Raw genomic sequence first — 246 nt, 5'->3', positions numbered from 1 at the left:
TCGCATCGGCACAGACGGCAAGGGTTTTGCCTACACCGGTGACAGTCAGGTGCTGGATTTCCAGGGTGAGACTCTGCTGGCGGCGGGGGAGTCGGACGGCGTGTTCAAGGTTGTGCTGGAGGCTGCGATCTTTTGATTCTCAACAAAAAGGCCCCGGAGTTCGCACTCCGGGGCCTTTTGCATTTCTGCGATCGATTACGCCGCTTTCGCCTCAGGCTGGCTCAGCGAGCGGTTCAGTGCACTGAA

1 pseudogene is annotated in these 246 nt (G+C 58.9%); it reads left to right on the top strand.

From position 1 onward, the window contains the following. Positions 1 to 136 (top strand): annotated as a pseudogene (locus J5M57_RS28835) (amidohydrolase); the annotation flags it as partial. Between the last annotated feature and the right edge of the window lie 110 nt (positions 137 to 246).

It is taken from the genome of Pseudomonas sp. 86_A, assembly GCF_017491705.1.
Classification (GTDB): domain Bacteria; phylum Pseudomonadota; class Gammaproteobacteria; order Pseudomonadales; family Pseudomonadaceae; genus Aquipseudomonas; species Aquipseudomonas koreensis.
This window is presented reverse-complemented; position numbering and strand designations above follow the sequence as displayed.